General features: G+C 68.7%; 23 protein-coding genes. 10 read left to right on the top strand and 13 right to left on the bottom strand.

Translation table 11 applies throughout. The features are described from left to right. Positions 1 to 117: 117 nt before the first annotated feature. The 6 genes from MMG85_RS03955 to MMG85_RS03925 form a co-directional block, all read right to left on the bottom strand. Positions 118 to 1,107 carry an RDD family protein gene (locus tag MMG85_RS03955; RefSeq protein WP_241044839.1) on the bottom strand — a complete coding sequence of 330 codons (990 nt, stop codon included), beginning with the start codon at positions 1,105 to 1,107 and terminating at the stop codon, positions 118 to 120. After that, entirely contained in the window at positions 1,104 to 1,994 is an 891-nt protein-coding gene (locus MMG85_RS03950) for an RDD family protein (protein ID WP_241044838.1), read from the bottom strand. Before MMG85_RS03950 ends, MMG85_RS03955 begins: the two co-directional genes overlap by 4 nt. 51 nt (positions 1,995 to 2,045) lie before the next feature. After that, positions 2,046 to 2,780: a pilin gene (locus MMG85_RS18420; protein ID WP_277399728.1), complete on the bottom strand. Its 735-nt coding sequence runs from the start codon at positions 2,778 to 2,780 to the stop codon at positions 2,046 to 2,048. A gap of 26 nt (positions 2,781 to 2,806) precedes the next feature. Beyond that, complete coding sequence (locus MMG85_RS03935; RefSeq protein WP_055937630.1) at positions 2,807 to 3,280, bottom strand: DUF494 family protein; 474 nt, start codon at positions 3,278 to 3,280, stop codon at positions 2,807 to 2,809. Next, entirely contained in the window at positions 3,277 to 4,455 is a 1,179-nt protein-coding gene (gene dprA, locus MMG85_RS03930) for a DNA-processing protein DprA (RefSeq protein ID WP_241044837.1), read from the bottom strand. Before dprA ends, MMG85_RS03935 begins: the two co-directional genes overlap by 4 nt. A 78-nt stretch (positions 4,456 to 4,533) precedes the next feature. Continuing rightward, positions 4,534 to 5,658 (bottom strand): LysM peptidoglycan-binding domain-containing protein, encoded by a 1,125-nt coding sequence (locus tag MMG85_RS03925; RefSeq protein ID WP_241044836.1) that lies wholly within the window; start codon positions 5,656 to 5,658, stop codon positions 4,534 to 4,536. Between the two features lie 132 nt (positions 5,659 to 5,790). Between MMG85_RS03925 and def the strand changes: the two genes are divergently transcribed. From def to MMG85_RS03900, 5 genes are all read left to right on the top strand, one after another. Further along, entirely contained in the window at positions 5,791 to 6,303 is a 513-nt protein-coding gene (gene def, locus MMG85_RS03920; RefSeq protein ID WP_241044835.1) for a peptide deformylase, read from the top strand. Between the two features lie 118 nt (positions 6,304 to 6,421). Beyond that, positions 6,422 to 7,342, top strand: a complete 921-nt coding sequence (gene fmt, locus MMG85_RS03915; RefSeq protein WP_241044834.1) for a methionyl-tRNA formyltransferase — start codon at positions 6,422 to 6,424, stop codon at positions 7,340 to 7,342. Next, positions 7,339 to 8,634 (top strand): 16S rRNA (cytosine(967)-C(5))-methyltransferase RsmB, encoded by a 1,296-nt coding sequence (gene rsmB, locus MMG85_RS03910; protein ID WP_345778834.1) that lies wholly within the window; start codon positions 7,339 to 7,341, stop codon positions 8,632 to 8,634. Before fmt ends, rsmB begins: the two co-directional genes overlap by 4 nt. 256 nt (positions 8,635 to 8,890) lie before the next feature. Next, the gene (locus tag MMG85_RS03905; protein WP_241044833.1) at positions 8,891 to 10,099 is read left to right on the top strand and encodes an O-antigen ligase family protein; all 1,209 of its coding nucleotides are present in this window, start codon (positions 8,891 to 8,893) and stop codon (positions 10,097 to 10,099) included. A 318-nt stretch (positions 10,100 to 10,417) separates the two neighbouring features. Further along, complete coding sequence (locus tag MMG85_RS03900) at positions 10,418 to 11,275, top strand: glycosyltransferase (RefSeq protein WP_241044832.1); 858 nt, start codon at positions 10,418 to 10,420, stop codon at positions 11,273 to 11,275. A gap of 111 nt (positions 11,276 to 11,386) precedes the next feature. Here MMG85_RS03900 and asnB read toward each other — a convergent pair whose 3' ends face one another. Together asnB and MMG85_RS03890 are read right to left on the bottom strand one after the other, a co-directional pair. Continuing rightward, positions 11,387 to 13,282, bottom strand: coding sequence for an asparagine synthase (glutamine-hydrolyzing) (asnB, locus tag MMG85_RS03895; protein ID WP_241044831.1), 1,896 nt, complete (start codon positions 13,280 to 13,282; stop codon positions 11,387 to 11,389). Positions 13,283 to 13,293: 11 nt separating this feature from the next. After that, positions 13,294 to 14,100 carry a glycosyltransferase family 2 protein gene (locus tag MMG85_RS03890; protein ID WP_241044899.1) on the bottom strand — a complete coding sequence of 269 codons (807 nt, stop codon included), beginning with the start codon at positions 14,098 to 14,100 and terminating at the stop codon, positions 13,294 to 13,296. Here MMG85_RS03890 and MMG85_RS03885 point away from each other — a divergent pair. After that, positions 14,096 to 15,160, top strand: a complete 1,065-nt coding sequence (locus MMG85_RS03885) for a CDP-glycerol glycerophosphotransferase (RefSeq protein ID WP_241044898.1) — start codon at positions 14,096 to 14,098, stop codon at positions 15,158 to 15,160. The genes MMG85_RS03890 and MMG85_RS03885 overlap by 5 nt on opposite strands. 79 nt (positions 15,161 to 15,239) lie before the next feature. Then, positions 15,240 to 16,070, top strand: coding sequence for a glycosyltransferase family 2 protein (locus MMG85_RS03880; protein WP_241044830.1), 831 nt, complete (start codon positions 15,240 to 15,242; stop codon positions 16,068 to 16,070). Positions 16,071 to 16,079: 9 nt separating this feature from the next. Here the strand turns inward: MMG85_RS03880 and MMG85_RS18530 are convergent, their stop codons facing one another. From MMG85_RS18530 to MMG85_RS03855, 5 genes are all read right to left on the bottom strand, one after another. Then, on the bottom strand, positions 16,080 to 17,126 hold the full coding sequence (locus MMG85_RS18530; RefSeq protein WP_241044829.1) for a glycosyltransferase family 9 protein: 1,047 nt from the start codon (positions 17,124 to 17,126) through the stop codon (positions 16,080 to 16,082). Next, positions 17,123 to 17,878, bottom strand: coding sequence for a glycosyltransferase family 2 protein (locus MMG85_RS03870; protein ID WP_241044828.1), 756 nt, complete (start codon positions 17,876 to 17,878; stop codon positions 17,123 to 17,125). Before MMG85_RS03870 ends, MMG85_RS18530 begins: the two co-directional genes overlap by 4 nt. A gap of 25 nt (positions 17,879 to 17,903) precedes the next feature. Beyond that, positions 17,904 to 19,436, bottom strand: a complete 1,533-nt coding sequence (locus MMG85_RS03865; protein WP_241044827.1) for a PH domain-containing protein — start codon at positions 19,434 to 19,436, stop codon at positions 17,904 to 17,906. Continuing rightward, a complete protein-coding gene (locus MMG85_RS03860; RefSeq protein WP_241044826.1) occupies positions 19,436 to 19,942 on the bottom strand; it encodes a PH domain-containing protein in 507 nt (168 codons plus the stop codon). The genes MMG85_RS03865 and MMG85_RS03860 overlap by 1 nt, the downstream gene beginning before the upstream one ends. Positions 19,943 to 20,022: 80 nt before the next feature. Next, positions 20,023 to 20,922, bottom strand: coding sequence for a lauroyl acyltransferase (locus MMG85_RS03855; protein WP_241044825.1), 900 nt, complete (start codon positions 20,920 to 20,922; stop codon positions 20,023 to 20,025). A gap of 92 nt (positions 20,923 to 21,014) precedes the next feature. On the opposite strand from MMG85_RS03855, the gene dtd reads away from it, so the two are divergent. The 3 genes from dtd to MMG85_RS03840 all read left to right on the top strand — a co-directional run bounded on the left by dtd (position 21,015) and on the right by MMG85_RS03840 (position 25,106). Further along, complete coding sequence (gene dtd, locus MMG85_RS03850) at positions 21,015 to 21,455, top strand: D-aminoacyl-tRNA deacylase (RefSeq protein WP_241044824.1); 441 nt, start codon at positions 21,015 to 21,017, stop codon at positions 21,453 to 21,455. Between the two features lie 99 nt (positions 21,456 to 21,554). After that, the gene (gene rpoD, locus MMG85_RS03845; protein ID WP_241044823.1) at positions 21,555 to 23,408 is read left to right on the top strand and encodes an RNA polymerase sigma factor RpoD; all 1,854 of its coding nucleotides are present in this window, start codon (positions 21,555 to 21,557) and stop codon (positions 23,406 to 23,408) included. 108 nt (positions 23,409 to 23,516) lie between these two features. Continuing rightward, the gene (locus tag MMG85_RS03840) at positions 23,517 to 25,106 is read left to right on the top strand and encodes a glucan biosynthesis protein G (protein WP_345778833.1); all 1,590 of its coding nucleotides are present in this window, start codon (positions 23,517 to 23,519) and stop codon (positions 25,104 to 25,106) included.

Raw genomic sequence — 25,106 nt, 5'->3', positions numbered from 1 at the left:
GCCCCGGGCGTTCAGTTTCCTATTTATAGTGGTGTCACGGCCGGGGCCGGGCTGTCAAGCCGGATCGTCACCGCCGGTCCGGGGCCGCGACCCCGGTCACGCCGCCGGCGGGTGGGCTCAGCGTCCCATCGAAGCCAGGGCGAAGCCGGCCGCAATGGCGACGACGAACACGCCCACGATCAGCAGGCCGCCCAGGACCAGCACCACCACGGTCACGGTCCCCAGCTCGTCGCGCTGGCGCTCCGGCTGGGAGGTGAACGCCCACTTGTCCACCACCAGCGTGTCGCACATCAGGTCGTGCAGGCCCTGCTTGCGGCCGGTGAAGGCGGCCATCAGTAGACCGATGCACAGCAGCAGGGCGCTCAGCAGGTAGGCCCAGTAACGGCCGAAGCCGCGCAGGAAACTGATCTTCTCGCCGTCCGTGCGCACCACCTTGATGCCGATGGCCAGCTTGCCGGGTGTCGCCAGCAGGCCTTCGCTCGAATGGAACCAGGCGAACACCAGTGCGCTCAGAACGTACGACAGGAGGGTTTCGCCCGGATTGAATGCGCTGGCCCCGGTCAGGCCCGCCGTGAAGCTGCTGCCCCAACCCAGCACGCCGCCGACGATCGCGACGATGATGGCGACCGGGATGCCGATGGCGAAGCCGTCGATGATGCTGGCCGCTACGCGCTTCCAGAAGCCGGCGTAGACCACGTGCCCTTCATTCACCGGGGCGGCGTAGGCACGCGCACCCACCTCCGCGCGCGGCGCGGCGTAGGGAGAATCCCCCGTCGCGATCGTCGGCTCCGGCCGAGTGACCGGAGCGGGGGCAGCGTAGGTGGGCTCGCTGGCGGTGAACACCGCGCGGCCGGTAAGGGGGCGCTCGTCGTTGACGGCGGCCACGGTGGGCACCTCGGCCACTTCTGCGCTGGGGGCGGGCGGTGGCGTCAGATCCAGCCGCAGTTCCGGCGCGACGTTGACCAGGGCGGTCCACTGCTCCATACCTTCACGCCAGACCAGCGACGCGCGGGTCAACGTGCCGGCGCGGAAGAGATCGGCCACCGCGGCGCCGTCCACCGGGCCTTGGCGCTGCTGCTGCGCATCGACGTAGTACCACTCGGTCATGACAGGTCCTTCATCAGCATCAGGCCCATCACCGCGTAGATCGCGATGCTGCCGACGATCGCCAGGCCGGCCAGGGCGAGGATCACGATGGTCACCACGCCCAGTTCGTCGCGCTGGCGTTCGGGATAGGCGGTGAACGCCCACTTGTCGACCACCAGGGTGTCGCACAGCATGTCGTGCAATGCCTGCTTGCGCTCGGTCAGCGCCACCATCAGACCGGAGATCAGCACGCCCAGGCCGCAGGTGACCATGGTGAAGACCAGGTAGGCCAGCGAGCGCAGGAAACCGCGCCAGAAGCTCATCCGCTGGCCGTCGGTACGCGCCACCTTGATGCCCACCGCCAGCTTGCCCAGGCTGGCCTGCAGCGAGCTGGACTGCATCCAGCCGAAGTAGATGCAGGGCGCCAGGAACAGGATCGGATAGATGGCCAGCATGGAGGCGAGGCCGGCCCCGGTGGCGAACGGATTGTCGGAACCGCCGGCACCCATCACGCCCACGCCGATCAGCATCAGCGGGATCATCAACGCATAGCTGATGACGGTGGTGACGATGCTGTCGATGAAGCTGGCGGCAAACCGCTTCCACAGGCCCGCGTGCACGAGGTGGCCGGCGACGATGGGCTGGAACGACGCCAGGTCCGCCGTCGGCGGCGTGTACGGCGCGTCCGCTGCCGGCACGGCGACGTCCACGTCCGGCGTGGCGATGGCATCGAGCTGCAGGTTGAGTTCGGTGGCGACCGCGCCCAGCGGCTGCCAGTCCTGCAGGCCCTCACGCCAGACCAGCGATGCGGCGCCCAGGCGCGCATGGCGCACGTGGCTTTCCAGTTCCTCGGCCGAGAACGGCCCGTGCCGCTGCCCGCTGGCATCGGCGTAATACCACTGCGTCATTGCGTCATTCCCCGATGAAAAGCGTGGCCCGCGTCGCCACGCTGACGTTGTTCAGCCGCGGCACTCCAGCGGCAGCCACTTGTCGTCGATCTCCGACGAGCACTGCCACTCGCTGTTGTCGCTGCCCAGGTCCCACCACAGCTTGCGGCCGTCGATCTGCGTGTTGCCGGTGTTGCCGAATTCCAGCTCGAAGCCGCAGGTGCCGTCGTCGAACTCGCCCACGGTCGCACGCGTCACGTAGGTGCCGGCGTAGCTTTCCGGCGTGCCGATGCCGTCTTCGCCATTGCCGGGGCAGCGCTCCCCACCGACGCGGATGGCTTCCACCTGCTGTTTCAGCGGCTGGCTCGCGGCGATGCCCTGCGCGACCTTCGCGCGCAACGTGTAATCCTGGTAGGCCGGAAGCGCGATCGCGGCGAGGATGCCGCCGATACCCAGGCAGGGCACGAGCAGCACGGCGGCGACGATCAGCGCGATCTTGCCGCCGGACATGCCCGGTTTGGCGACCGGCGCGGCGGGCGTGCGCAGCAGGCGGTCCTGCGGCGCGGCGGCGGCGGGACCAGCAGGCGCAGGCGGGACCGGTGGCGGCGTGCCGACCGTCTCGACAGGTGCGGGGTTCAGGCCGAGTTCGTCGGCGAAATCGCGCAGCGGTTGCCATTGCGGCAGGCCTTCGCGCCAGACCAGGCTGTCCAGCGCAACGCGTCCGAAACGGTAGTGGGTGACCAGTTCATCCGACGAGACCGGACCGTGCTGTTCACGGTTCCGGTCGGCGTAATACCAACCCGACATGCTTCCCCCTGAAGCGGATCAACGCCTCAGTGTACCGGCTCTGGCTCGTCGGCAAACATCTGGGTCTCCATCCACGCGTAGGCGGCCTCGGACCCCGGCTGGTTGAACAGCACCATCAGCACGACCCATTTCAGGTCGTCCAGGTCCAGCTCGTCCTGGTCCAGCGCCATCGCCCGGTCCAGCACCAGCTCGCGCTGGTCGGCATCGAGGACGCCATGCTGTTCCAGGAACAGCAGGAAGCCGCGGCAGTCGACGTCCAGCTTCTCGAGTTCCGGGCCATGGAAGACCCGGGTCGGACCGCCGACGCGCGGCGTGGACGCCGCCGGACGCTGGTCGGCCAGGGCATCCAACCAATCGAAGGCCTTGCTGATCTCGGTGGGGCTGAAGCCGGCCTGGATCAGGCCGTTCTGGAGAGAGTCGCGGTCGCGGACGGGGTCCGCATCTTCGGTGAAGTAGTGTTCGAACAGGTACAGCAGTACATCCAGGATGCTCTCTTTCATTGCCCCTCGGCCTGCGTCATCGACGCTGTGGAGGTGAAGAAACCGGTCTTTCTCTGGTATCGGCCGTGTTCCGCCGTTACTAAGCCATCCAGTTCCATGACCAGCAGCATGGAGGACAGTTCCGCGGCCGTCAATCGGGTGCGTGAGACGAGCTGATCCATACCTGTTGGGTCATGACCGAGCGCTTCCCACAAGCACTGGTAGTCGGCGTCCAGACGTGGCGATGTATCGGACGGGCCTGCGATCACCCCCGATTCAGTCTCGCCAAGCCGGGCGCGCAGGGCATGGGCCAGGTCGGTGGCCAGCGGGGCGAGCGCCTCGACCACTTCGCGGGGTTCTTCCACCAGCGCGGCGCCGTCGCGGATCAGGCGGTGGCAGCCCCGTGCCCTGGGGTTGTGGATGGAGCCGGGGATGGCGAAGACCTCGCGTCCGGCCTCGCCGGCCTGGCGGGCGGTGATCAGCGCGCCGGACTGTTCGGTCGCCTCGACGACCAGCGTGCCCAGCGACAGTCCAGCCAGGATCCGGTTGCGGGCGGGGAAGTGGCTGCGCAGCGCGGCTGTGCCGGGCGGGTGTTCGCTGACCACGGCGCCCTGCGCGGCCAGGCGGTCGCGCAGGCGATCGTGCGCGGGGGGATAGGCGATGTCGGGGCCGGTGCCGACCACCGCGACCGTGGTGCCGGCGCCGGCCGCCAGCGCGGCTTCGTGGGCGGCCGCGTCGATGCCGCGGGCCATCCCGCTGACCACGACGATGCCGGCCGCCGCCAGCGACCGCGCGAAGAAATGGGCGTTGTCGCGGCCGCCGCTGGTCGGGCTTCGGCTGCCGACGATGGCGACGGCGGGTCGCCAGAGCAGGTCGGGGTCGCCGTCCACGAACAGGGCCAGCGGAGGACTGGAGATCGTCCGCAGTGGCGCGGGGTAGTCGGCATCGTGCCAGCCGATCAGGTGGTGGCCGGGCGCCTGCAGCCAGCGCCGGGTGCGCTCGAGCGTGCCGTCGGGGTCGTCGCCTTGCAGGCGTGCGATCTGCGCGGCGTCCAGTCCCTCCGCGCGCCACAGGGCGGTGCCGGCCGCCAGCGCCTGCGCAGGGGCGCCATGGCGTTCCAGCAGGCGGCGGCGGGGCAGGACGGGGCCGCCGGCCAGCACCAGCCTGGCCAGCGCAATCAGATCGTCGTTGGGCATGCGGCCAGCGTAGGCCGCACATGACGACGGCGCCCTAAGGCGCCGTCGCGGTGTTGCGTAGGAATTGCCTGACGCGGGTCAGTAGGTCGCGTCGGGGTGCTTCAGTTCGTAGCCGACGCGCGTGACGTCCACGCTTTCCATCACCAGCGCATAGCTGACCTTGTCGAAGGTGCGGAACACCATCGCGTGGCTGGCGTACTCGTCGGGCAGGCTGACGCGGCCGGCGCCGGACTTGGTCGACTCGCTGATGCGGGAGGACTCCGGATGGGCCATGCGGTTGGCGGTGTGGCTGCCATTGCGCCAGATCGAGAAGACCGTGCCGTTGTCCACGCCGTCCAAGCGGCCACCGGAAATGGCGATCACGTCGCGCGTACCGCCCGAGGTGAGGGCATCGGCCACCGCCAGCACGCGCAGCTTGCCGGCCGGATCGCTGGCGGGCGGGTGCGGGAAGAAGTGCAGGTCGTAGGGCTGGGCGTCGACCGGGATCAAACGGTCGCCGACGCGCACCTCATGGCCGCCGATGTCGGCCACCAGCGTGCTGACCTCGGTGCCCGGGACCACGCCGCGGGTGAAGGTGGCGACGTTGACCTTGACCAGTTCGTAGCCCAGGAAAGCACCCTTGCCCGACTGCTCGACGATGTCCTTCCACTGGTCGATTTCGCCGCGGATCGTCCGGCCCCGGAAGTCCAGGTCCTGCGCACGCGGGTTGTCGCTGAACTTGGCCGTGGGGCGCACGACCAGGAAACGCTGGCCGGCCTGCGCGCCGTCCAGGCCGCGGACGTAGATGTTGTGGCCGCCGGAACCGCGCAGGCGGTCTTCTTCCAAGCCGGCGACATGCGGCAGTTGCTCGAAGCTGTCGACGACGCGACGGTCCTTCAGGTAGGCCTCGATGTCGGACAGCGGGATCGCGTTGAGCGGCGCTTCCTGGCGCGGACCCGGCTGCACCGCCACGCGGTCCAGATAGGCCAGGCTGATGACGTCGCCCGGATAGATCAGGTGCGGGTTCTGGATCTGCGGATTGGCCTGCCAGATCTCGGGCCACAGCCACGGCTTCTTGAGGAAGCGCGCGGAAATGTCCCACAGCGTGTCGCCACGCTTGACCACGTAGGTATCAGGATGGCTTGCCGCCATCTCGGCGGCAGCCGCATAGGTGCCGACGGTCAGCACCGCAACGGCGAAAACCGTACGAAAACATTTAAACATGGCGGTATCTACCTGATTCCCCGACAGGTGGTCCGCACTATAGTCCAGAAAACCCGGCGCAACGCAAGCGCCCGCGTTAGAATTCGTGAGGCCTTGCCGGATTCCACTGGCGCCCCCCTCCCGAGACGTACCATGGCCCTGCTCCCGATCCTCGAATTCCCTGATCCGCGCCTGCGCACCAAGGCGGTGCCGGTCGCCGCCGGTGATGTGACCACGCCCGCATTCCAGCGCCTGCTCGACGACATGTTCGAGACCATGTACGAGGCGCCGGGCATCGGCCTGGCCGCCAGCCAGGTGGACGTGCACCAGCGCTTCATGGTCATCGACATCAGCGAAGAGAAGAACCAGCCGCAGGTCTTCATCAACCCCGAGCTGAGCGACAAGCTCGGCGAGCAGGTCTACCAGGAAGGCTGCCTGTCGGTGCCCGGCATCTTCGCCGACGTCACCCGTGCCGACGAGGTGACCGTGCGCTTCCTCGACCGCCAGGGCCAGCCGCAGGAACTGCGCGCCGACGGTCTGCTGGCGGTGTGCATCCAGCACGAGATGGACCACCTGGACGGCAAGCTGTTCGTCGACTACCTCTCGCCGCTGAAGCGCGAGATGGTGCGCAAGAAGCTGGCCAAGCAGCGCAAGCACGTGGCGTAACGCGGCAAGGCGGGAACGGGGAACCGGGAATGACGGTTCGCTGCCGCTCCGTCGGCCCCGTCGTCGCCACGGTCGCGGTCTTCCCTTCTCCGTTTCCCATCCTCTGTTTCCCGCGCCCATGAGAATCGTCTTCGCCGGCACGCCGGCGTTCGCTGTGCCCTGCCTCCGCGCCGCCCATGCCCACCATGAGGTGGTCGCGGTCTACACCCAGCCCGACCGGCCGGCCGGCCGTGGCCGCGGACTGACGCCGTCGCCGGTCAAGCTGGAGGCGATCCAGCGCGGCATCCCGGTGCTGCAGCCGCTGTCGCTGAAAAAGAAGTCCACCCAGGACGCGCTGCGCGAGATGCAGCCGGATGTCATGGTCGTGGTGGCGTACGGCCTGATCCTGCCGCAGGCGGTGCTCGACATCCCGCAGTACGGCTGCTGGAACGTGCACGCCTCGCTGCTGCCGCGTTGGCGCGGTGCAGCGCCGATCCAGCGGGCCATCGAGGCCGGTGACGACGAGACCGGCGTCTGCCTGATGCAGATGGAGGCCGGCCTCGATACCGGTCCCGTGCTGCTGGCGCAGAGTCTGCCGATCGGGCCCGAGGACACCGGCGGCCAGCTCCACGATCGCCTGTCCGACCTCGGGGCGCAGGTGCTGCGGGATGCGTTGGGCCTGTTGCGGGCCGGCGTCCGCCTGCCGCCGCATCCGCAGTCCGACGTGGGCGTGGAGTACGCGCACAAGCTGGACAAGGCGGAAGCGAAGCTGGACTGGGCCCAGCCGGCCGAGGTGCTGGCGCGCAAGGTACGCGCCTTCAACCCGTGGCCGGTGGCAGAAGCCCAGGTCGCCGGCGAGCGCCTGCGCATCCATGGCGCCGTGGCCGTCGACCAGGCCCATGCCGCAGCGCCGGGCACCTTGCTGGCGGCCGGCCGGCAGGGCCTGGACATCGCCTGCGGTGCAGGCGTGCTGCGACTGCGCGTGGTGCAGCGCGAAGGCGGCAAGGCGATCACCGCCGCCGACTACCTCAACGCGCGACGCGACCTGGTGTTCCCGTGAGCACCCAGGCCGGGGTCGCGGTCCGGGTCTTGGCGACCCGCGTGGTGGACGCCGTGATGCACCGCGGCCGTTCGCTGAAGGCCGAACTGGCCGCGAACCTGCCCCGGATCGAGGACGTGCGCGATCGCGCCTTGCTGGAAGCGATCTGCTTCGCGGTGCTGCGCTCGCGCGCCCGCAGCGAGGCCGCGCTTGCGGCATGGATGCCCAGGCCACTGGCGCGCGCCGACAACGAGCTGCGCGCGCTGCTGCATGTGGGCTTCGCGCAAGTGGTGGTGATGGAACTGCCTGCCCATGCCGCGCTGTCGGCGACGGTCGAGGCGGTGCGCGCGCTCGGGCGTCCACACCAGGACAAGCTGGTGAACGCCCTGTTGCGGCGCGCGCAACGCGAAGGACTGCCGACGGCGCCGGCCGATGCCCTGTGGCCGGCGTGGTTGCGGAAGCAGGTGCGCGAGGACTGGCCGCAGCACGCCGATGCGATCTTCGCCGCCAGCCAGCAGGAGGCGCCCCTCTGGTTGCGGGTCAACCGGCGCCACGGCACCCGCGAGGCGTACCGGCAGCGGCTGCTGGACGCGGGCATTGCGGCGGCATCGGTCGACGGCATGGCCGACGCCTTGGTGCTGGACGCGCCGATTGCGGCCACCACGCTGCCCGGGTTCGCGGCGGGCGACGTATCGGTGCAGGATGGCGCGGCGCAGCGGGTGGCCGATCTTTTCCGGGATCTCCCGACGGGCGCGCGCGTGCTCGACATGTGTGCCGCGCCCGGCGGCAAGACCGCGCATCTGCTCGAGCGTGATCCGTCCTTGCAGGTGCTGGCGCTGGATGTCGACGAACGGCGCCTGCAGCGGGTACGCGAGACCTTGCTGCGTGTCGGCGTGGACGCAGCGCTGCGTGCCGCCGACGCGACCGATACGGCTTCGTGGTGGGACGGTGAGCCGTTCGACGCGGTCCTGCTGGATGCACCCTGCTCGGCGACCGGCATCGTGCGCCGGCAACCGGACGTGCTGCTGCACCGGCGCCCGGAGGACCTGGTGGCGCTGACCGGCCTGCAGGCGCGCCTGCTGGATGCGGCGTGGAAGGTGCTGCGCCCGGGCGGACAGCTGGTTTACGCGACCTGCTCGCTGCTGCGGAGCGAAAACGCAGGCCAACTCGATACCTTCCGTGCGCGCCATCCGGACGCCCGCCCGGAGGTGCTGGAGGAAGCATGGGGCCATGCCGACGGCGACGGTCGTCAACGCTTTCCGGGCGAGCAGGGCATGGACGGGTTCTTCTACGCTGCCTTGCGTAAAACGTGAGCTGTATTGCAGTACGTCGTGCGTCGCGATCATGTCGCGTCAACAGGTGTATCGGAGCGGCGCGAGTGCGGCATACTCCCGCATCGCGGACCGTCCGCCGGTTCACGTCGCATTGACGTTGTGGCGCGGTGGATGAAGCAGACTGCGCGGCCACGGCACGTTCCGGTGGTCGATTTCCATGATCATGCGATTGCCATCCGCAGGACCCGAGGCCATGCAGGGAAGAAGCACACGTCGACAGGATGTCGCGCGCACGATGGCGTGGCTGGCGGGGTTCAGTGCGGCTGCGTTGCTGGTGGTGCCCAAAGGTCTGTCTGTCTTTGCGGCGCTGCTGCTGTTGGCGACCCTGGCCGCCTTGCCGGATGCCTGGCGCAGTGAGCGTGTCGTTCCGCGCGCGCTGACTCTCCTTCTGGCGGCGGCGCTGGTCGTGGTGGTCGTGGTGGCGCTGTCGATGTGGGCCGTCGATGCCCCCCTGACCATGCTGGACAATCCGTCCAGGGCATTGCTCCTGCCGTGGTGCGCATGGCTGGCCTGGGTGACCCGTGTCCGGGTCTCGAGCCTCTGGTTCGGCGCGTTGGCAGGGCTGCTGGTCGCCTTTGCGATCTCGGTCGCCCAGGTGTCGCTGGGTGTGGAGCGGGTGGGCAGCGACGCCAACCCCATCGTGTTCGCCAATGCCGTGCTCGCCTTGCTGGTCATCGCCGTGTTCTGCAGGCCTGCCCAGGGCCGATGGCCGATGCACCTGCTGATGGTCGTCGTGATCGTGCTGGCCAACGTGGCCGTCATCTTCAGCGGCAGTCGCGGCGTACTGCCTGGTCTGGGATTGGTCGTGTTGATGCTGATCGTCGGCACGGCAACCCGCCATCGCTGGTGGAAGCTGGGCGGTGCGCTCGGCCTGCTGGCGGTGCTGTTCGCGGCCATGTGGATGGTTCCGTGGCTGTCCGCGCAGTTCAGGCTCGACCAGTTGCATGCCGATGTCTCCGGCTTCGCGAACGGTGAGGTCGACAAGCCCATCAGTGCCCGCATCGCATTGCTGTCCGTCGCCTGGGATGCGTTCCGCGCGTCGCCGCTCACGGGCGTCGGTATCGATGCCTTCGGCGAACAGGTCGATCGCAGTCTGTATTGCCACAACGAGGAACGGCATTTCTGCGGGCTGGAACACGCACACAACGATCTCGCCCAGTGGGGGGCCACCATGGGCGTGGCAGGCGTCTTCGCGTTGGCCGCATGGTATCTGGTGCCCCTCGGAATCGCGGCACGACGCATCCGGCAAGCGCAGCTGGGAGTGCCGGTCGGCGCTGCGTGGACGGCCGCCATGTTGGTAGTCTCGTATCTGGTGTCAGGCGTGACGCAGTCGATGTTCTCCCATGCGCTCAGTACCAGTGCGTTCGTGGTGTTCGTGGGGCTGCTGCTGGGCAGTGCGCTGTCTTCTGAGGATGCGGCCGCAGGGGACGTCACTTCACATTAGTAAACTCCAGTGAAACGCGCCCGGTCGCGCCCAATGATTCTCAGATTCGAGTCAGAAAGCACTTCCTAGAATCGCCGCTCCCCCGCACCGCTGCTTTTCCCGATGCCTCACGTAAACCTGATCGGCTGGGACAACGGTGTCGGTCTCAGCCGCGACCTGCGACTCATCGAGCAGGTGTTGCGGGAGGCGGGGTTCAAGGTAAGCCTCCAGCCGGCGCGTGGCCGCGGCAAATTGAGGAAATGGCTGGGTCCATGGTGGCAGCGGGCGCGTCTCACGACCCGGCGCTTCCTGGGTCGAAAGCGCTTTGCGCTCAACATCATGCTGGAGCACGTCACGGCCGAATACCTGCAGGCCGCCGAGCGCAATGCGTTCATCCCGAACCCGGAATGGTGCCTGCCGCGCGACGTGCGCCGGCTGCGCCATGTCGACCGGGTGATGACGAAAACCCGGCACGCGGAGGACATCTTCCATCGTCGCGGTTGCGGCATCGCGTCCATCGGCTTCACCAGCGGCGACCGCCATCTGCCCGGTGTCGAACGCCAGCGGACGTTCCTGCACCTGGCCGGACGCAGCAGCGCCAAGCGCACGCGGACGGTGCTGGAAACATGGATGCGGCATCCCGAATGGCCCACGCTGACCGTGGTGCAGCATCCGCGCATGGCGGATTTCCGGCCCCGGGCGGCGAACATCATCCACCGCGTGGACTATCTTGACGATGCGGAGCTGCGCGAACTGCAGAACGCCAACCTGTTCCATCTCTGCCCCTCGGAAACCGAAGGCTTCGGGCATTACATCGTCGAAGCGCTCAGCGTGGGAGCGATCGTGCTGACGACCGACGCGGAGCCGATGAATGAACTGGTGACCCCGGAACGCGGCATCCTGATGCCGTTCGCGCGCACCGGAACGCAGCAGCTGGCCACGCGCTATCTGGTGGAGGCCGATGCGCTTGAGGCTGCCGTCGCATCCGCGCTGGCGATGGACGAAGCGGAGGTGCGCAGGAAGCAGGGTGCTGCGCGGGCCTTCTACCAGGACAACGACGCCGCCTTCAGGGCCCGTCTGGTGGAGGCGGTCGGCTTGTTGGCCGGAAGGCCTGCCGGTCCCGCCGCGCGCGAGGTGCCGACCGCCATGAGCGACTGGTGCGCGAGCGAAGGCGAGATGCGTCCCGCCGAAGCTTGAGCCCCTTGGGTGGCGCCGCGGCGGGGCGCGCCCTCTTCGCTACACCCTTGCAGCATCAACGTTGCATGAGCCCGTTGCCGACGAAGTTCGCGCCGCGGCACAAGCCCTGTCTCACTGCCAGGTTTCCCGCCATGCCTGGAACATCAGCACGCTCCACAGGTGGGTGTGCCATTTGCGCTGGCCGGCGAGGAACTCCAGCCAGACGGCGCGGACGGCAGGAGCATCGAAATGCCCTTCTTCCCGCAGCCTGCGTTCGTCCAGCAGCGTCTCGGCCCACTCGCGCAGCGGACCGCGCAGCCAGTCACCGACCGGGGCGCCGAAGCCGGACTTGCCGCGGTACACCAGCGGCCCGGGCAGGTAGCGGGAGAGGAGCTTCTTCGGCAGGTACTTGAGTTCGCCGTCGCGGTACTTCATCGACAGGGGCAGCGACCAGGCCAGTTCCACCACCCGCCAGTCCAGCAGCGGTGCGCGCGCTTCCAGTGCGACGGCCATGCTGGCGCGGTCGACCTTGGTGAGGATGTCCTCGGGCAGGTAGCAGGCGAAGTCCATCGCCATCAGCCGGTCTGCCGGCGTTCCGCGGCGGAGCAGGGCCGCAGGGTCGTCATAGGCGGTGGAGAGCGGATGCGCGCCAAGCACCACGCGCTCCGGGTGTCGCCAGCGGCTGATGCGGTGGCGGGCGACGTCCTGCAGATCACGCGTGGCCAGTTCCGCACGCAGCGCGGCAAGACCGCCCAGTCGCGCGCGCTCGCCCGGCTCACCGGCCATCCGCGACAGCAGGCGGCGGGGGAGGCGTTCCAGGCGTGCGTTGTTGCGCAGGGCGCGCAGGTAGCGGCCGTAACCGAAGAACAGCTCGTCGCCGCCGTCGCCCGACAGCGCCACGGTGACATGCCCGCGCGCCAGCCGGCACAGCAGCGCGGTCGGCAACTGCGAGGAGTCGGCGAAAGGTTCGTCGTAGACGCGTGCGATGGTGGGCACCAGGTCCAGCGCCGCGCGGCCGTCGGCGCGCAACTCGGTATGGTCGGTGCCCAGTTGTCGCGCCACCGCCGCGGCATGCGCGCTCTCGTCGTGCACGGCGTTGTCGAAGCCGATGGAGAAGCTGCGTACCGGTCGCGTCGACTGCGCCTGCATCAGGGCGGTGACCAGCGAGGAATCGGTGCCGCCGGACAGGAAGGCGCCCAGCGGCACGTCCGCTTCCATGCGCAGCGCCACGGCGTCGCGCAGCAGGCCGTCCAGGGTGTCCAGGGCAACGGTTTCGTCGCCATCGAACCCCGCATCGAGCGCTGCTTCCTGCCGCGCGCGCGCGTCCCACCAGAGATGCGCGTCCGGCATGGCGCGGGCGTCGGTGTGCGCCGTGTCGATCCGGACCAGTGCGCCAGCCGGCAGCTTGCGGATGCCTTTGAGGATGCAGTGCGGTGCCGGAATGCAATCCAGTCTCAGCAGCAACGCCAACGCATCCTGATCGACCTCGGCGTGCAACGACGGGCAGGCGCGCAGCGCCGCCAGTTCGCTGCCGAACAGGAACGTGCCGTCACCGGTCCAGCCGTAGTAAAGGGGCTTCTTGCCCACGCGATCGCGCGCCAGCCACAGGGTGCGCGTACGGCGGTCCCAGGCGGCAAGCGCGAGCATGCCGTTGCTGCGCACCAGCGCCGCTTCGACGCCCCAGTGGGCGATGGCGGCCAGCAGCACCTCGGTGTCCGAATGGCCGCGGAAGGCCTGTCCCTGCGCGGCGAGCTCGCGGCGCAGTGCGGCGTGGTTGTAGATCTCGCCATTGAAGGCGATCACCCAGCGTCCATCGTCCGACACCATCGGCTGATGGCCTTCCGGGCTGAGGTCCACGATCGCCAGCCGCCTGTGCGCCAGCACCAGCCCTGCGGCCGCCTCGGTCCACGTGCCGGCATCGTCGGGGCCGCGATGCGCGATGGCCGCGCCCATCGCACTGCCTAGCTGATGCAGCGCCTGTTCGTCATGACGCCCGTCGGGCGCGAGGGCGCCGGCGATTCCGCACATGGGATGTGACCTCAGTCTTCGGGGGGCGGCGGTGTCGCGACGGGCAGTCCGTGCTGGATCATCCACAGCATGATCGCCTTCTGCCGGACATAGTTGGCGCGTACGTACGCGTAGACCAGCCCGTGCCAGCCGTCGCGGAAGCCTCCGCGCAGCAGATAGCCGCGCCAGAAGCGCCACGCCGGCGACAGTACCAGCGCGGTCAGCGTGGCGCGGCGACCGCGGGCGAAATCGTGCTCGGCCATCATCCGTGCGTAGCGTTGCGTCTTGGCCAGCTGCTGCTCGAGTGACCGGTACGGGTAATGGATCAGGTCGCCGGTGAGCGTCTGCACGTGGCCGTCGACCGAGGCCGCCTCGTGCACTTCGCGCTTGCCTCGCCACCCCCCGCGCCGTCGGTCGAACAGCCGCAGCACGCGGTCCGGGTACGCATTGCCGTGGCGAAGGAAGCGGCCGAAATACTCCGACAGCCGCGCGAAGCGATACCCCGCCGCCGTGCCGAACCCGTCATCGCGCGCTTGCAGTATCGATGCCCGCAGCGTATCGCCCACGCGTTCGTCCGCATCCAGGCACAGTACCCAGTCATGCCGTGCCTGCTCGACGGCGTACTGCTTCTGGCTGCGAAATCCATCGAACGCCCGCTGCAGCACACGCGCGCCCATGGCCTGCGCGATCGCGACCGTCCGATCGGTGGAATACGAGTCCACCAGCACGATCTCGTCGCAGAACGCCAGCGACGCCAGGCAATCCCCGATGCGGTCGGCCTCGTTGAACGCGATAATGCAGGCCGAGATCGCAGGCCGGTGGGATGAGGACACGTTGATGGCGGAGTACCTGTTGTTCGGGACCGAGCGCTATGCGCTGCCCATCTTGCAGCCGCTGGCCGATGCGCTGCAAGAAGCCGGCCATGGCGTGCACGCCTGGCTGGTCGATGGTGCACGGGGTGCGATGCTGCGCGGTGGCGTGCTTGCCGTCGCCGACGCGCGCTCGGCGGTGGCGCTGCGGCCGCAGGCGGTGTTCAGCGCCGCCAACGAGGTGCCGACCTTCGTCTCCGGTGCGAAGGTGCAGCTGTTCCACGGCTTCAACGTGGAGAAGCGCGATGCGGCGCGCGGCCATTTCCGCGTGCGCGGCCTGTTCGACCTGTACTGCACCCAGGGTCCGGCGACGACCGCGCCGTTCGCGGCGCTGGCCGCGCGCGAGGGCCACTTCAAGGTCGTGGAGACCGGCTGGCCCAAGCTCGATCCGGTGTTCCGCGGCGAAGATCCGCTGGCCGATGCATGGCGCGCCGAAGCCCGCGGCCGCCCTGTCGTCATGTTCGCCTCCACCTTCACCGAACGGTTGAGCGCGGCGCCGCACCTGTTCGATGCGATTGCCGCGGAGGTCGAACGGGGTGACCGCTTCTGGCTGCTGACCCTGCACCCGAAATGCCCGGAGGCATTGTTCGTGCGCTATCGCGGCCTGTGCGGACCGAACGCGGCGTTCGTCGATCCGGTCGACCTGGTCAGCGCGCAGCGCGCCGCCGACGTGCTGGTCGCCGACACCACGTCGGTGGTCAGCGAGTTCGTGGTGCAGCGCAAGCCAGTGGTGACGTTCCGCAACCGTGCACCGAAGCCGCACATGCTGCAGTTCGAGGCGCCCGGAGACCTGGGCACGATGTTGCGGCAGGCATTCGATCCGCCCATCGCACTGCGCGAGGCACTGGTGGCATACGCCGACGATATCCATCCGCGCCGCGACGGACTTTCCTCGCGCCGCGTGATCGCGGCGACCGATGCCCTGATCGACGGGCGGCTCGGTCCGCTGCGGCGCAAGCCGGTGGGTAGGCTGCTGCGTGGCCTGCAGATCCGTCGGGAACTGGGGTACTGGGGCCCGTCCGCCAGGTAGCGCTGCAGCCTCGTCTTCCGGTCGTCATCCATTGGCGGCACAATCCCGCACGCGAACGTTGCGAAGGGGGCACGCCGCAATGAAGATCACCGTCATCGCCAGCACGTACAACGCCGAGGAATGGCTGGAGAAGGTGCTGCTGGGCTACCGCTGCCAGACCTGGCGGGAGTTCGAGCTGATCGTCGCCGACGATGGGTCGCGCGACAGCACGCGCGCGCTGGTCGAGCGCTTCGCGGCCGACTATCCCATGCCGTTGCGGCATGTGTGGCATGAGGACGATGGCTATCGCCGGCAGGAGATCCTCAACGCGGCCATCCTGCAGGCGCGGCATGACTACATCCTGTTTACGGACGGCGACTGCATTCCGCGGCGCGACTTCGTGCAGGTCCATGCGGAGCAGGCCGAGCCGGGGCGCTTCCTGTCGGGCGGCTACTGCAAGCTGAGCATGAAGCTGAGCAAGGCGATCAGTGCCGACGACATCCGCGACGGCCGCTGTTTCAACCGCCGCTGGCTGCGCGCGCAGGATCGCCTGGGTCTGTCGAACACGCTGAAGCTCGGTGCGGGCGCGGCGACCGGCAAGCTGCTGGATGCGATCACCACCGCGCGGCCGACGTTCAACAACTGCAATTCGTCGGCATGGAAGGCGGATCTGCTGGCGATCAACGGCTACGACGAGCGGATGAAGTACGGCGGCCCCGACCGCGAACTGGGCGAGCGGCTGGAGAACCACGGTATCCGCGGCAAGCAGATCCGCCACCGGGCGGTGTGCGTGCACCTGGACCATGCGCGCGGCTACAAGACGCGCGAATCGGTCGAGCGCAACCTGGCCATCCGCGCGCAGACGCGGGCCCAGCGCATCACGTGGACGCCCTACGGGATCGACAAGTCGGCAGGCACGCCGGCCGGCTGATCGCACGCCTCAGTCGGCGGTGCGTACCGGCAACACCGACCATGCGGCGATCACGTCCCCGGCGGGAACGTCGCGAACGCGGCTCGCGTCTCCGCGCTCGCCGCCCAGCACCGTGATCGCGCCGGGGCCGATCGGGCGCCATTTCGCGGGCGAGGCGGCGCCGAACATGACCACCAGCGGGCAACCCAGGGCGGCCGCAGCATGCGCCGGGCCGGTATCCACCGACATCAGGCTGTGCGCCTGCTCCAGCAGGGCCAGCAGTCGTGGCACCGGCAACTCGCGCGCCGCGTTGTACATGCGGACGTCATGGCCGGTGGCGGCCGTAATCTCGTCCAGCACGCCGTGCTCGGCGGGCGATCCGCACAGCACGATGCGGGCCTGCGGCAGGCGCTGCCAGATCGCATTGGCCACCTCGGCCCAGGCAGCGGGCGGCCAGTACTTTGGGTGCGAGGCGGTGGCCACGTTGCCGCGCTTGTGGGTGCGCTTGTTGCCGGGCTGGAACAGGACGCAGGTGCCCTCCAGTCCATGCTGCACGCGCCACTGCGCCAGGTCGCGACGGTCCGGGTCGGTGACGCGCAGGGACGGGAAGCGGTAGATCGAGGGGTCGACCTGCATCGTGCTGTACGGATGGCGGGGGTCACGCATCCCGATCCGCAACCAGCGGTCCGGCCACAGGCGGGTGACGCCGTTGTCCTCGTCGTCGTCGTTACGCCGCTGCACGATGTCGTCCGGATGCAGCTTGCCGCGATCCAGCAACCTCAACGTGGGTGCATCGGTGTCGCAGACATACACCGGTCCCCGGCCACGCTGACGCAGCCAGCGCACGGCCTTCCACTGGCTTGGGCACAGCAGGTAGGGCGTGTTGCGACTGGTGACCAGCTGCACGTGTCCCACCTCCGGCATGGGCGCCAGCAGTGGCGGCGTCCACGCGCCCGTGGTCAGCACGTCCACGGGCTGGCCGTAGCGCGCATGCAGCAGCCGGATCAGCGTGGTCAGCATCACCATGTCGCCGAGTGCGCCGCAGCGCACGACCAACGGGCGCGCAACGTCGCTCACGGCGTTTTCCCCAACGCATGCAGGTGGCGGTACTTATCGATGACGGCCCGTGCGTGGCTGGCATGGAACCACCAGCCCTGGCGGCCATCGCGCCAGGCCGCGCGCAGCAGGTACATCTTCAGCCAGTACGCGGCGGCGTGGGTCCAGGGACTGAGCGCGGAGCAGCGTTTGCCGTCGGCATGTCGCTGCTCGGCCCACAGGCGGGCGTAGCGCGCGTTCTTCGCCCGATGCGCTTCCAGCGAACGCGCGGTGTTGTGCTCGATGACGATGTCGCAGTCCCGCACGCGCTTGCCGGCCAGGTCGGGCTTCTCGTGCACGCGCATCGGCAGATAGCGATGATCTGGTCGCACCAGCCGCTCCGTGCGCTCGAATCCGCTGAGCATGCGGCCGAGGAACCAGTTGCAGCGCTTCAGTCGCCACACGTCGGCCTGCTCGACCTCGCCGTTGGCGAACAGCGCGCGCAGCGGCGCTTCGCTGCCCTCGGCGAGCCATTCGTCCGCGTCCAACAGCAGCAGCCAGGGTTGCGTGGCGCGGCGGATGGCCTCGTTCTTCTGGCCGGCAAAACCCAGCCAGTCCTGGTGTTCGACGCGCGCGCCATGCGATTGCGCCAGTGCCACGGTGCCATCGTCGGAGCCGCAGTCCAGTACCAGGATCTCGCTGCACACCCCCTGCAGCGACGCCAGACAACGACCCAACCGGTCGGCTTCGTTCTTGGTGATGATGACGGCGGAAAGAGGAAGAGGCATTGTCATGGCGTGGGGTGTGGCCGCTTTCCGTTCACCAGTTCAGGCGGCGTCGCGCCAGCGCGGTGGTCAGTCGCTCATGGGCGGCCCGGGCATCGGCCTCGGGGACGAAGCGCAGCGCCAGCGGCGCGGCGATGCCGTTGGCACCGGCGGTATCCAGCCAGAGCGTCGCGGTACCGAAGCGCAGGTCCAGCGGCGAGCGCGACAGGCGCAGCGCCTGCAGCTTGTCGATCTCGGCGAAGCGCCAGTAGCGCGACCACCAGCCGCTGCGCACGGCCACCAGCTGCTCGTCCAGCGTCCATCCCATGCGGCTGGCCTGCCGGCGTGCGGCATGGGCGGCGAACAGCATCCAGGCCAGTCCCAGCCATCCCCATGCACCCCACTGCCAGGCCGCCAGCACCGTCACCGGCAGCAGCCATGCCAGCGACGGCAACCACAGGCGCCAGCGCGCGGACGGGTGCACGGCCTGCCAGTCGTTACGCGGCCACTGCGCATGCGGCAGCAGGTGATTGATCAGGGCATCGCAGGCATCCGGCGTGGCGATGGGTGCGACATCCTTGAGCGCACGCGTGTCCTGCTGGCCGGACTTCTCCGCCACCGCGGTGTCGATGCGCAGCGACCGACGCCTGAATACGCGGTGCAGCAGGCCCTCGTGCAGCGTCCATGCCTGGATGCGCCGGCGCGCCACGCTGGTGCGCAGGCGCGCGAACAGGCCGCGCTCCACCATCAGGCGGCGCGGCTCTTCGGTCAGCCGGAAACCGTGGAACTGCGACAGCGCCAGCGCCACGGACAGCAGCCGCACCAGCGCCAGTGCCACGCCGATCAGGGCGACGCCGCCGGCGGCACCGCCCAGCCAGCCCAGGTGCAGGTCTTCGGCATAGCCGTACGCCTGCTGCGCGCCCTGACGGAACATCTGTTCGATCCTGTTCTCCGGCAGGATCTGCCACATGGCGCCGAAGGCGGCCGCCACCACGATCATGCCGCGATTGGAGATCAGGCCCAGCCGGATGACCTCCCATGTCGACAGCGAGAGCAGCGTGGTGCCGTCCTCGCGCACGGCCAGGCCCGCTTCGGACGACGCGGGTGCCGCGTCCCGTGACTGGTGCCGCACCAGGTCTTCCAGCGCCAGCGCATCGCGCAGGCCGAGCACGCGCATCTGCGCTTCCGGCTTCTGCCCGCCGGCCGACTCCAGCCGTACTTCGGCCACGCCGAACACGCGGTGCAGCAACGACTGGTGGACCACCACGTTGTGGATGCGCGAGAACGGGATTTCCCGCCGCGAGCGATGCAGCAGGCCTTCGCGCACGGTCAGACCGTCGCGCCCGATCGTGTAGCGGTAGGTGAAGTACTGCAGGATCGCCAGCACCACCAGCACGGCGATGCCGATGACCGGGGCGAGCGACGCCCACAGCTCGCCATCGCCCTCGCTCCTGCGTGCGCCGAACACCAGCAGCGCGACCAGCGGGAAGATGAACTGCTTGAGCTGTTGCAGCAGCACGAACAGCCACGACCACGGGTGCAGTCGGCGCTCGTCGGGTCCGCTGCCCGGCTGCAGAACGTCGTCCATCACAGCGCGTCGTCGTGGTCGACCTGTGTGGCCAGGCGTTCGCGCAGGCGCTCCGCATCGTCCGCGTCCAGGCCCGACACCGAGACCGCCGCCATCCGCGTGCCAGCCGTGTGCACCACCAGCGTGGACAGGCCTGCGCTGCGCTCCAGCGGGCCGCGTTTCAGGTCCAGGTGCTGCACGCGCGAGATCGGCACGTGGGTTTCGCTCTGCCACCAGTTGCCGCGGCGCACGGCGAATCCGCGGTCGTCCAGGCGCCAGCGTGTGCGCCGGTGGCGCCTGACCGCGACCCACGCGCCCAGCATCGCACCCACGGCCGCCGCCGCGGGAACGGCGAGCCAGGGCGACACGACATCGGTCGCGCGCGAGATGAAGAACGCCGGGAAGCCGAGCGGGAACATCAGGGCCGCGCCGCCCACGGCCGCCAGCCAGGCGCCGCGGGTCGGCAGGGCCTGCCAGTCGGGGCGCGAAATGTCATCGACCGCGAGGGTCTCCAGGGGGTCACTCATTGCAGCGGGCGCGTCCTTGGTGCGTGGCAGGCGTCGTGGCGGAACGGTGCAGGTGCATGCCGTTCGCGCTCCCCAACAGGTCAGCGGTAAGGCGTGTCCTCGCCGCTGCCCGGAGGCCGCAGCGTATAGCGTTTGTACGTCCACTGGTACTGCGCGGGATCGCGGCGCGCGATCCGTTCGACGGTGGCGTTGAGCGCGGTGACGGCCGTCACCGGATCCGCATCGGCGATGGCGGGCGGTGCGGGCTCGACGTGCAGCGCGAAGTCCGGTCCCGGCCCGATCCGTTCGCACCACGCGAACAGCACGGTGGCGCCGGTGCGTTCGGCGAGCCGCGAGACCAGCGTCATCGTCAAGGCCGGCTTGCCGAAGAACGGTGCGAACTCGCCATCGCCCGCCTTGGGCTGCTGGTCCGGCAGGATGCCGACCGCGCCGCCTTCCTTCAGGACCTTCCACAACTGCCGCACGGCCGGACCTTCGGCGCGCACCTGGCGGATGTTGTCGGCGCCGCGCACGCGCAGCAGGAAGGCGTCACCGACCGGCGAGGCCGGCGGGCGGTAGACGATGGCCAGCGGCCCGCGCGAGGCCAGCCACTGGTTGAGCAGCTCCCAGTTGCCGAAATGCGGTGCCGCGACGATCACGCCCTTGCCGCTGGCCAGCGCGGCGTCGTACAGCGCCTCGCCGTGGCGCTCGCGCAGGCAGGCGAGGTTGTCCGCCGGCGGGCGGGTCCAGAAGCTGAGGGTTTCCAGCGCCTGCCTGGCGGTGGTCCGCAGGATGGCCTGGTGCAGGTCCTCGCGTTGAGCGGGCAGCAGGTCGGGGTAGGCGATCTCGAGGTTGCGGCGGGTCACCCGGCTTTCGCGTGCATCCGCGCGCCGCCAGGCCCACGCCATCAGATCGCCCAGCGTGCGCAGCCAGGACCAGGGAAGGCGGCCGACCAGGGCGGCGGCGTGGTAGCCGAGGGCGGCGAGAGTGTCCGGTTTCATCCGTCGAGTGTAGCCAACCGGCGTGACCCTTCCCGCTGGCGCGGGGTGTCGGCCCCTCTATCCTGTTCGCACCCTCGTCCGGACCGGTGCCCATGCTTTCCCTGATCCAGCGCGTGACCCGGGCCTCCGTCGCCGTCGATGAGGTCGTGGTGGGGGCCATCGAGGGCGGCCTGCTTGCACTGGTGGCCATGGAACCGGGCGACAGCGAGGCGCAGATCGCGCGCATGGCCGAGCGGCTGCTGGGCTACCGGGTATTCGCCGACGACGCGGGCCGCATGAACCGCTCCCTCGCCGATACCGGCGGCGGCCTGCTGCTGGTCAGTCAGTTCACGTTGGCGGCGGACACCCGCTCGGGCATGCGCCCCAGCTTCACCACGGCCGCCCCGCCTGCCGAGGCTGAACAGGGCTTCAATCAACTGGTCGCGATCTGTCGGCAAACCCACGCCGGAAGGGTGGAAACGGGGCGTTTTGGTGCCCATATGGTGATCAGCCTCGTCAACGACGGGCCCGTGACCTTCCTGCTCCGTCCCTGACGTTTCCCCCTTGACGGGCGTCGGGCGGCAGAGCCCAAGCCGGTCCGGGCTGGTATAATACGGGGTTCTCCCTTCCTCACTCCCGGTGGCGCAACCTCCATGGCCAACGAACGTCCTGCGCAGCAGTCCGACATCAAGCTCTTGATCAGCAAGGGCTTGGAGCAGGGCTATCTGACTTACGCCGAAGTCAACGATCACCTTCCCGACGACCTGGTCGATCCGGAACAGATCGAAGACATCATCGGCATGATCAACGGCATGGGCATCGACGTCCATGAAGTCGCCCCCGATGCCGAAACCCTGCTGCTGGCTGACGGCAACACTGGCAACCGCGAAGTCGACGAAACGGCCGCCGAAGAAGCCGCCGCCGCGCTGACCTCGCTCGATACCGAAGGTGGCCGCACCACCGACCCGGTGCGCATGTACATGCGCGAAATGGGTACCGTCGAGCTGCTGACGCGCGAGGGCGAAATCGCCATCGCCAAGCGCATCGAGGAAGGCCTGGGCCAGGTGCAGGCCTCGCTCGGCAACTTCCCGTGGTCGATCGAACTGCTGCTGGAAGAGTACGAACTGCACAAGGCCGGCAAGAAGCGCCTGGCCGAAGTGGTCGTGGGCTTCAACGATGTCGAAGAGCCGCCCGTCGAAGTGCCGGCCGCCGAAGAAGTCGCGGAAGCGGCCGATGACGCCGACGACGACGATGACGCCGGCGACGACACCGCCGAGGAAGCCGCGCCGACCGGTCCGGATCCGGAAGAGGTCGCCCGCCGCATGCAGGTGCTGGCCGACGGCTATGCCAAGTTCAAGAAGTCCTACGCCAAGAACGGCGCCGACAACAAGGCGGTCGCCAAGCTGCGCACCGAGCTGGGCGAAACCTTCGTCACCCTGAAGCTGCCGCTTCCGCTGACCGACACCCTGGTGCGCAAGCTGCGCGAAGTCGTGGCCCAGGTGAAGGACCACGAGCGCCGCGTGCTGCACCTGTGCGCCAACGTCGCCAAGATGCCGCGCAAGGAATTCCTGCGTGCATGGGAAGGCAACCAGACCAACCTCGGTTGGGTGGACGAGGTGCTGAAGCGCAAGCAGAAGTGGTCGTCCGGCCTGCGCGACGTGCGCGAACAGATCGTCGCCGAGCAGGAAGCCACCATCGCCGTCGAACAGGCCATGCACCTGACGCTGGCCGACATCAAGGACATCAGCCGTGCGATGGCCTACGGCGAAGCCAAGGCGCGCAAGGCCAAGAAGGAGATGGTCGAGGCCAATCTGCGCCTGGTCATCTCCATCGCGAAGAAGTACACCAACCGCGGCCTGCAATTCCTCGACCTGATCCAGGAAGGCAACATCGGCCTGATGAAGGCGGTCGACAAGTTCGAGTACCGCCGCGGCTACAAGTTCTCGACCTATGCGACCTGGTGGATCCGCCAGGCGATCACCCGCTCGATCGCCGACCAGGCGCGCACCATCCGCATCCCGGTGCACATGATCGAGACGATCAACAAGCTCAACCGCATTTCCCGCCAGATGCTCCAGCAGTACGGCCGCGAGGCCACACCGGAGGAGCTGGCCAAGGAAATGGACATGCCCGAGGACAAGATCCGCAAGGTCATGAAGATCGCGAAGGAACCGATCTCCATGGAAACGCCGATCGGCGACGATGAGGACTCCCACCTGGGCGACTTCATCGAGGACACCAACGTGGAGTCCCCGATCGAGAACACCACCAACATCAACCTGTCGGAAACGGTCCGCGACGTGCTCGCCGGCCTGACCCCGCGGGAAGCCAAGGTGCTGCGCATGCGTTTCGGCATCGACATGAATACCGATCACACGCTGGAAGAGGTCGGCAAGCAGTTCGACGTCACCCGCGAGCGCATCCGTCAGATCGAAGCCAAGGCCCTGCGCAAGCTGCGTCACCCGTCGCGTTCGGAACAGCTGCGCAGCTTCCTCGACATCGACTGACGCGCAGAAGCAGCGTTTGCACCAACGAAGCGCGGCCCCTGGTGGGCCGCGTTTCTTTTTGGTGCAAGGGTGGCGTCATCGTGGCGTTCGCCTTGCCATCGTCATCACATGTGCGCCGTTACACTACGGTCACCCCACGAGTCAGACTTCCGCGTGCAGCGACGGGACGCAGTCAAATCCGTCCTCGCCATCGCGTTGCTGGGCAGCATGCCCCGCGTGATGGCGCAGGCCACGAGCGCAGCAAGCACTGCGGCAACTCCCACGCGATTCGACCTGGAAACGGTTCCACGCTTTGCACGCGCCATGGCGCGGCAGCCGTACCGCGCACCTGATGAGCATCTGCCCGCATCGCTGGATACCGGCTACGACGCATATCGCGACCTGCGCTTCGATCCGCAGCAGGCCCTCTGGCGCAAGGAGGCGTTGCCGTTCCAGCTGCAGATGTTCCATCGCGGCTTCCTGTTCAAGCAGCGCGTGGACCTGCATCGGGTGCACGACGGCATCGCCACGCCGATCGCCTATTCGCCCGAGCTGTATTCCTTCCCGCCGGGCGTCGAGCCGGGGCTGCGCGACGACATCGGCTTTGCCGGATTCCGCGTGCACACGCCGCTCAACCAGCCGGCGGTGTACGACGAACTGATCGCGTTCCTCGGCGCCAGCTACTTCCGTGCACTGGGCAAGGGGCATGCCTACGGCCTGTCCGCGCGCGGCCTGGCGCTGGGCAGCGGCGATGCCGGTGCCGAGGAATTCCCGGTGTTCCGCGCGTTCTGGATCGAGCAGCCTGCCGCCGGCGCCGATCATCTGGTGGTGCACGCGCTGCTCGACAGCCCGAGCGTGGCGGGTGCGTTCCGCTTCGACATGAAACCCGGCGCCGAGACGGTCATCGACGTGCAGTCCCGCCTCTATCCGCGTGTCGATCTCGCGCGCGCCGGCATCGCGCCGTTGACCAGCATGTTCGAGTTCGATGCAGGCGATCGGGTCGGCACCGACGACTATCGTCCTGCGGTGCACGATTCGGATGGCCTGGCGATCTTCAACGGTGCCGGCGACCAGATCTGGCGCCCGCTGAGCAACCCGCGACGCGTGCAGATCAGCGCCTTCGCCGATGCCGGTCCGCGCGGGTTCGGTCTGATGCAACGCAAGCGTGGCTTCGCCGACTATGCCGACATCGAGGCACGCTACCACCAGCGGCCCAGCCTGTGGATCGAGCCGAAGGGCGACTGGGGCAAGGGCGCGGTGACGCTGGTGGAGATTCCCACCGGCGACGAATACCACGACAACATCGTCGCGTTCTGGCGCCCGCAACAGCCGCTCCGCGCCGGGCGCGAGCACCGCTTCGATTACCGCATGCACTGGTGCGACACGCACCGCTGGAAGCCCGGGCTGGCGATGGTGACGGATACGCGCATCGGCGCCGCCCCCGATCCTGCACGACGTCTGGTGGTGATCGATCTGGAAGGCGGCCGCCTGGCCTCGCTGCCGCGCGACAGCCGGTTGACGCCCGATGTATGGGCGGCGCGCGGCGAGATCGTGGGCGCCGTGGTGTATCCCAATCCCGAAACGCAGGGCTGGCGCCTGAGTTTCGAGTTCCGCCCGCAGGCGCAAGAGGCGGATGATCGCGACGTCGAATTGCATGCACGCGTGCTGGAGGGGCACGCGCCCTTGTCCGAAACCTGGCTGTACCGCTGGAGCGCGTGA

The organism is Pseudoxanthomonas sp. LH2527, from assembly GCF_022539275.1.
Taxonomy (GTDB): Bacteria; Pseudomonadota; Gammaproteobacteria; order Xanthomonadales; family Xanthomonadaceae; genus Pseudoxanthomonas_A.
The sequence above is the reverse complement of the archived record's forward strand: the minus strand, read 5'-3'. Positions and strand labels throughout refer to the sequence as shown.